Source organism: Streptomyces sp. NPDC050988 (genome assembly GCF_044456225.1).
Lineage (GTDB): Bacteria > Actinomycetota > Actinomycetes > Streptomycetales > Streptomycetaceae > Streptomyces.
The window spans coordinates 64,211-71,408 of the sequence record NZ_JBITFQ010000047.1; the positions used below are offsets into that span (position 1 = coordinate 64,211).

General features: G+C 70.6%; 6 protein-coding genes. 4 read left to right on the forward strand and 2 right to left on the reverse strand.

Annotated elements, in window-relative coordinates:
* The first annotated feature begins 234 nt into the window (after window positions 1-234).
* Entirely contained in the window at window positions 235-1,992 is a 1,758-nt protein-coding gene (locus tag ACIBEI_RS47415; protein ID WP_398897526.1) for a trypsin-like serine protease, read from the forward strand.
* Window positions 1,993-2,174: 182 nt separating this feature from the next.
* On the opposite strand, the gene ACIBEI_RS47420 is transcribed toward ACIBEI_RS47415, so the two are convergent.
* Both ACIBEI_RS47420 and ACIBEI_RS47425 read right to left on the reverse strand, forming a co-directional pair.
* Window positions 2,175-3,197, reverse strand: coding sequence for a LacI family DNA-binding transcriptional regulator (locus tag ACIBEI_RS47420; RefSeq protein WP_398897527.1), 1,023 nt, complete (start codon window positions 3,195-3,197; stop codon window positions 2,175-2,177).
* A gap of 23 nt (window positions 3,198-3,220) precedes the next feature.
* On the reverse strand, window positions 3,221-4,057 hold the full coding sequence (locus tag ACIBEI_RS47425) for a winged helix-turn-helix domain-containing protein (protein ID WP_398897529.1): 837 nt from the start codon (window positions 4,055-4,057) through the stop codon (window positions 3,221-3,223).
* Between the two features lie 277 nt (window positions 4,058-4,334).
* Here ACIBEI_RS47425 and ACIBEI_RS47430 point away from each other — a divergent pair, with 277 nt between their 5' ends.
* The 3 genes from ACIBEI_RS47430 to ACIBEI_RS47440 all read left to right on the forward strand — a co-directional run bounded on the left by ACIBEI_RS47430 (window position 4,335) and on the right by ACIBEI_RS47440 (window position 7,016).
* The gene (locus ACIBEI_RS47430; protein WP_398897530.1) at window positions 4,335-5,264 is read left to right on the forward strand and encodes an alpha/beta hydrolase; all 930 of its coding nucleotides are present in this window, start codon (window positions 4,335-4,337) and stop codon (window positions 5,262-5,264) included.
* A gap of 104 nt (window positions 5,265-5,368) precedes the next feature.
* Window positions 5,369-5,623, forward strand: a complete 255-nt coding sequence (locus ACIBEI_RS47435; protein ID WP_143639489.1) for a MoaD/ThiS family protein — start codon at window positions 5,369-5,371, stop codon at window positions 5,621-5,623.
* A gap of 7 nt (window positions 5,624-5,630) precedes the next feature.
* Window positions 5,631-7,016, forward strand: a complete 1,386-nt coding sequence (locus ACIBEI_RS47440) for a hypothetical protein (RefSeq protein WP_398897531.1) — start codon at window positions 5,631-5,633, stop codon at window positions 7,014-7,016.
* Window positions 7,017-7,198 lie beyond the last annotated feature (182 nt).

The following is a 7,198-nucleotide window of genomic DNA, read 5'->3' on the forward strand; positions in this document are numbered from 1 at the left end:
GCCCGACCATGAGAGCTCCCTGAGCGCTCCCTGAGAAGCCCGACAGAACCGCGTATGCCCGATATAAAGCCGCCGGAGGCCGCTGAAATCGGTGAAACGGGGGGTTGCGGCACGGTGATGTGCGGGAAGCGGCGGACGAATACTTGTCGGACCACTGTGAAGAACGTGTGCAACGGGAAACGAGGGGCGCAATCTTGGTGGGTTCACGACACACCACCACCTCAGGAGCCCTGAGTGATACGTGCCCTGCGCGACCGTTGGAGACGCCCCGCCACGGCGTTCCCCGCGGCCGCTCTCGCGCTGGCGCTGAGTTGCGCCGGCGTCCTCGCGGCCCAGCCCGCGACAGCGGCGGACGACCCCACCGGGGGTCTGCCCGACGCGAACCTCTCGCAGCCCGCGAAGCCGGCCGCCTCCGCCAAGGAGCTGCGCGACCGGATCGTCGCGGCGGCGAAGGCGACCGGCGAGACCCCTGCGGACGCCTCGCCCAGCAAGTCCCCGTTCATCATCGGCGGCGGTGAGACCACCATCGCCAGTGCCCCGTGGATGGTCCAGCTCGGCTACTCCGACCCGGCCACCGGCAACGGCTACTTCTGCGGCGGCACCCTCGTCGCCCCGAACAAGGTCCTCACGGCCGCCCACTGCGTCGCGGGCCTCGACTGGGTGAGCAACGGCGCCGTCCTGGCCGGCACCACCGACCTCGACGACTACACCACCGGCACCCCCGCGGGCGTCTACCGCCAGTGGACCCACCCCCGCTACAACGAAGCCACCGCCCAGAACGACATCGCGGTGCTCACCCTGGACCGCCCGCTGGAGCAGCAGTGGCTGCGGCTGGCCGCGTCCGACGACAGCGCGCTCTACAAGGCCGGCACCGCGGCCACCGTCTACGGCTGGGGCCTGACCTCCGGCGCCGAGGACGCCACCCTCTCGACGAAGCTGAAGAAGGCGAGCCTGCCGCTGGTCGCCGACTCGACCTGCAACAGCGCCATGCAGGCGGTCCTCGGCGACGACGAGTTCATCGAGGGCTCGATGACCTGCGCGGGCACCCCCGCGACCGGCGCCGACGAGGGCACCAACAGCCCCTGCAACGGCGACTCCGGCGGCCCCCTGGTCGTCGGCAACAAGATCGTCGGAATCGTCTCCTGGGGCGTCGCGGGCTGCACCGGCAAGGGCGCCTACCCGGTCTTCACCAAGGTCAGCTCCTACGCCTGGGCGGCCCAGCCGCGCGTCGACGACACCGACCTGACGTACGACGGCCGCGCCGACCTGCTGGTCCGCACGCCCTCGGGCGGCCTCTTCCAGCAGGAGAGCAAGGGCACCTCGCTGGCCCAGCGCGCCTACCAGGGCAACGGCTGGCAGACCGCCACCTGGGTCCTCCAGGCCGACCTGGACCGGGACTTCTACCAGGACCTGATCGTCCGCGACAAGACCGACGGCAAGCTGTACCGCAGCTACATGGACCACGCCGCCGGCGACTGGACCTGGATGCAGATCAGTTCGGTCTGGGGCGGCTACAAGTCGTACGCGATCCCCGGCGACATGACGGGCGACGCCCGCCCGGACCTGCTCGCGGTCGACGCCGACGGCTCGGTCTACCTCTACCCGGGACGCGGCAACGGCGAGTTCTACGGCAAGGTCAAGGTCGTCAGCGGCTCCTGGAAGAACGTGAAGATCTTCGGCCACGGCGACCTCTCCGGCGACGGCAAGCCCGACCTCCTCGTCCGCTCCACGGACGGCACCCTCTGGCTCTACCGCGGCACCGGCAAGGAGAAGACCCCCTGGTCGGCCCGCATCAAGGCCCGTACCGGCTGGAACTTCACCTCGTACGTCTCCAACGGCGACGTGACGGGTGACGGCGTGGCCGACGTCATGGCCCGCGACTCGGGCGGCACGCTCTGGCTCTACCGGGGCACGAACAAGGCGTCCAGCGACCTCTTCGCGGCACGCACCAGCCTGGGAACGGGCTTCAACCAGTACAACCTGCTGTTCTAGAAACTCCTGAACAGACATCGGCCCTCGCCACTTGGCGAGGGCCGACTTCTCAGGGGCGCGGGGAACGGCGCGATCTTTTGGCTTTTGGGGGCGCGGGGAACGGCGCAGTCTTTTAGGGGCGCGGGGAACTGCGCGACCAGCCCCCACTCACCCGCAGCCAACCAACAACCCACCCAGCGGAGCTACCCACACCCACAAGACCGCCGCACAACCAACTGCGACGGGAACAACTTCAACCGCTCACGCCGAGCGCCGGCGACCCGCAGCCCATCATCCAGCACAAGATCCACCGCAGCCCGAGCCATCGCAGACCGATCGCTCGCGATCGTGGTCAGCGGCGGATCGGTCAACGCCGCTTCCTTGATGTCGTCGAACCCGGCGACGGCCAACTCCCCCGGCACATCGATCCGAAGCTCACGCGCGGCCCGCAACAGCCCGACCGCCTGGTCGTCCGTGGAACAGAAGATCGCCGGCGGCCGATCCGGCCCGGCCAGCAGCTCGAGCCCCACCTTGTACGCGTCGTACCGGTTGTAGAGCGCCTCGAAGAGGCGGCCCTCCGTCGAGCGCCCGGCCTCGTGCATCGCACGCCGCCAGCCCTCCACGTGGTCGGAGACGGGGTCACCGACGGTGGGGGTCTCCGCGACACCGCCCAGACAGGCGACGTACTCGTACCCGTGCTCAAGGAGATGACGTGTCGCGAGCTGGGCGCCGCCTATGTCGTCCGTGACGACGGCGACGTCGTCGATGGCCTCGGGCCGCTCGTGCAGCAGCACCACCCGGGCGTCCCACGCCTCGATCTCGGCGGCGGCCAGATCGTTCAGGGCGTGGCTGACGAGGATGAGCCCCGAGACCCGCATTCCGAGAAAGGCCCGCAGATAGTGGACCTCGCGCTCGCCGACATAGTCGGAATTGCCGACGAGCACCATTTTCCCGCGCTCGGACGCGGCCTGCTCGACCGCGTGCGCCATCTCCCCGAAGAAGGGCTGGCGCGCGTCCGGCACGATCAGGCCTATGAGGTCCGTACGCCTCGACGCCATGGCCTGGGCAACCCGGTCCGGCCGGTAGCTCAGCTCCTTGATCGCGGCGAGGACACGCTCGCGCGTGGCCGGGGCAACCGGCCGGGGTCCGTTGTTGATGACATAACTGACGACGGCAGTCGACGTCCCTGCCAGCCGTGCCACATCATCCCGAGTCACCTTGGCCACGCGCGGAGTCTACGCGGATGGAACTACCTCTGTGCAGGTCGTACGGGCTCCTGTGCCTCCACCGTGACCTCGGCGGTCTCGGTGGCGTCGAGGTGTGCCGACTCGTCCGTATTCTCGGCGTCCCCCGGCTTCGGCTGGGCCGCCTTGGCCTTCGCCTCGTCCGCCGCACGGTCCGTCGCGCGGTCCGCCTTCTCCGGCGTGACGAATCGGTAGCCGACGTTGCGGACGGTCCCGATCAGCGACTCGTGCTCGGGTCCGAGCTTCGCCCGCAGCCGTCGTACGTGGACGTCCACGGTCCGCGTGCCGCCGAAGTAGTCGTAGCCCCAGACCTCCTGGAGCAGCTGGGCGCGCGTGAAGACGCGGCCCGGGTGCTGCGCCAGGTACTTCAGGAGCTCGAACTCCTTGAAGGTCAGGTCGAGGACCCGGCCCTTGAGCTTGGCGGAGTACGTCGCCTCGTCGACCGACAGGTCGCCGTTGCGGATCTCCATGGGGGAGTCGTCGTTGACGATCTGCTGGCGGCCCATGGCCAGCCGCAGCCGTGCCTCGACCTCCGCCGGACCAGCGGTGTCGAGCAGGACGTCGTCGATGCCCCAGTCGGCGGTGACGGCCGCGAGACCGCCCTCCGTGACGACGAGGATGAGGGGGCAGCCGGGCCCGGTGGACCGCAGCAGCTGGCAGAGGCTGCGGACCTGAGGCAGGTCGCGCCGCCCGTCGATCAGGATGACGTCGGCACCAGGGGTGTCGACGAGAGCGGGGCCCTCCGCCGGAGCCACGCGCACGTTGTGCAGCAGCAGGCCGAGGGCGGGAAGCACCTCCGTCGACGGCTGAAGAGCATTGGTAAGGAGCAGCAGAGAACTCATCGCACCCCACCTGCCTGGGTCGTCACACGGTCTTGCACGGTTTGCTTGCCCATAACGTCGGTTCCTCCTCGGTCCCTGCGAGGACGTTTGCGGCACTGCTTCGTACTTCTCGCGGCTCCCGCGCCCCTGGGCGCCGCAATCGCGCTCTGACATCGCACTTCGTGTCGCGATACTTCCCCGGGGAGTCGTATACAGCGTTCGTATACAACGCTCCAGAAAGCGCAAAAGGACCCGGGGGCTTCGCTGCCCGAGTCCTCTGCCCAGCAGAATAGCCCACATGAACCTAGGTCCGGCAGGTCATGTGACGCGATCTTTGATTCGTCCACGCCTTGAGACAACCCTGCGGCCACCTATGCGGAGATTTCTGCGCACGGTCGACGGGGTCACGATCGATGCCGCGTACGACCCCGGAAGGGGTACGTCCGACACCGCGGACGTACCCCTCGGTGACGTCCCGGGCGACCTCGCAATCGTCGTCGCACACGGCTTCACGGGCGACCTGGAGCGGCTGCACGTACGTCGGGCGGCGACCGCCTTCACGCAGTACGGGGCGGTCGTCACGTTCTCCTTCCGGGGCCACGGCGCCTCCGGCGGGCGTTCGACGGTCGGCGACCGCGAGGTGCTCGATCTCGCGGCGGCGGTGGAGTGGGCACGAGAACTCGGTCACACCCGGGTGGCCACGGTCGGCTTCTCGATGGGCGGGTCCGTCGTCCTGCGGCACGCGGCGATCAATTCGGCCGGCGGTGAGGAGCACGAGGGGCGCACGGGAGCGCATACGGACGCGGTGGTTTCCGTCAGCGCACCCGCTCGCTGGTACTACCGGGGCACGGCCCCTATGCGCCGCCTGCACTGGCTGGTAACCCGCCCGGCGGGCCGTGCTGTCGGCCGCTACGGCCTGCGCACCCGCATCCACCACCGCGAGTGGGACCCCGTCCCCTCCTCCCCGGTGGAGTCGGTCCCGCTGATCGCGCCCACGCCGTTGCTGATCGTCCACGGCGAGCAGGACGGCTATTTCCCGGTGGACCACCCCCGGATGCTGGCCGACGCCTCCGACGGCCACGCCGACCTCTGGCTGGAGCCGGGAATGGGCCACGCGGAGAACGCGGCGGACGACGAGCTGCTGGCCCGCATCGGCCAATGGGCAGCGGGGGCAGCCGGGGCGACTGGGGCAGCCGGGGCGACCGGGGCGGCAGCACCCGCGGGCTAGCCTTGGCGGTGCTTGTCACCCATTCACCGACCGACCAACCGGCTGATCGTCGATGTCGATGTCGATGTCGACGGAGCGATCAGGAATCAGGAATCAGGGATCAGATGGCAAAGGGCACGGTGCGTTACTGGGCCGCCGCCAAGGCCGCAGCGGGCGTCGCGGAGGAGCCGTACGAGGCGGAGACCCTCGCGGACGCGCTCGACGCGGCACGCGAGCGACACCCCGGCGAACTCGTCCGCGTCCTGCGGCGATGCTCGTTCCTCATCGACGGTGACCCCGTGGGCACCCGCGGACATGAGACGGTACGGCTGGCCGAGGGCGGCACGGTCGAAGTGCTCCCGCCGTTCGCAGGAGGGTGACGGGACCATGAGCAACCAGCCGTACGAGGGGAACGGGAACGGGCCCTACGAGGGCTACGACCCCTATCAGCAGCAGCAGTCGCAGCAGCCGCCGCCGTCCGGTTGGCCGGGCCAGCAGCAGTACGAGGCCGACGGCGAGCCCGACCAGCAGCAGTACACCCAGCAGTGGGAGGGCCAGACCTGGGAGACCCAGGTCCATCCCCACATCACGCCGACCGCCCCGGCCCCGGCCCCGGCATCGGCCCCGGCACCGTCCGCGGACACGGCGTACTTCCCGCAGCAGGCTCCGCCCGGGCCGGGGGGCCGGCAGGGGGAGCAGCAGTACGCGGCTCAGTACGGCGCTCAGGGCGCCCAGTACGGGGTAGTGGGGCAGCCGATGCCGGCGGAGACGGGTTGGAACCAGGCGGGCCAGCCGGGTCAGCCGGGCCAGGGCGGGCAGCTCCAGGGCTACCCGGGCTCGCAGGGGCCCCAGGGCCACGAGGGCCACGAGGGCCACGAGGGCCACGGAGGCTACGCGGGCCAGACGCCCACGCCCGCCGCACCCCCCTCTGCCTCTGCCTCTGCCTTTGCTTCTGGCTCTGGCTCTGGCTCCGCGCCTGAGTACGGGCCGGCCACTGTCACCGGGAGCTCCAGCCTCACCGCCGCGCAGCGGGCCCGTGCGGAGGGGCGTTCGCCGATCATCGAGCCGGGCCTGCAGCCGGCCGCTCTGACGGCGGTCCTCGGGCTGCTGATGGCCGGGGCGGCGGCCGTCGGGGAGTACGCACTGGTCGTACCGCTCGTGATCCTCCAGGCAGTGACCGCGGCGGGCTGGTTCCGGCTGAACGGGATGTGGCCGGCCAGGCAGGGCATCGCGCTCGCCTTCGCGGGGGCGCTCACCTCGGACGTAGCGCTGCTCGCGGCCGGGCGGGAGAACGCGCCCGCCGCGATCCTCGGCTCGCTCGGCGTCTGGGTCCTGCTGACGCTGGTCCTTCAGCTCCGCAGCCACGCGTCGCCGGACGAGCGGATGTACGGGCTGATGGCCACGGTCGTCTCGGCGGCCCTGGCGATCGTCGCGACGGGGCACTTGGCGGCGGAGCCGGATGCGGTGACGGTGGGTGCGGTGGTGGTCGGGGCGGCGGTTCTGGCTCGGGCGGTGCCCTTGCCGACGGTGGTCTCGGTGGTTGTGGCGTTGGTGGCGGGGGTTGCGGCGGGGGCTTTGATGGGCGGGCTGACCGACCTCGGTGCGCCGTCCGGTGCGGTCCTCGGCGTGGGCGTCGCCGCCTGCGCCCTGATCGGGCACCGCGTCGCCAGTTACGACTACCCGTCCCGCTTCGTCCACTTCACCGCGGGAGTCGCCCTCCCGCTGGCGGCGGCGGCCCCGGCGATCTACGTACTGGGCCGAGCACTGGCCTGAGGAGCCCGACCTTTTTTCGCCCCCGCCGCCCCTACCCATTCCCGTCCTTCTGGGGCTCCGCCCCAGACCCCGTGGGGTGTGTTTCGGGTGCGGGCCGGTGGGGGCTGATCGCGCAGTTCCCCGCGCCCCTAAAGACCTTAGGGGCGCGGGGAACTGCGCAATCTTTTGGGGGTTCGGGGGCG

Coding starts and splice junctions, on each gene's coding strand:
- ACIBEI_RS47425 (WP_398897529.1), bottom strand. CDS start 4,057: ATGAGTTCTCTGCTGCTCCTTACCAATGCTCTTCAGCCGTCGACGGAG.
- ACIBEI_RS47430 (WP_398897530.1), top strand. CDS start 4,335: ATGAACCTAGGTCCGGCAGGTCATGTGACGCGATCTTTGATTCGTCCA.
- ACIBEI_RS47435 (WP_143639489.1), top strand. CDS start 5,369: ATGGCAAAGGGCACGGTGCGTTACTGGGCCGCCGCCAAGGCCGCAGCG.
- ACIBEI_RS47440 (WP_398897531.1), top strand. CDS start 5,631: ATGAGCAACCAGCCGTACGAGGGGAACGGGAACGGGCCCTACGAGGGC.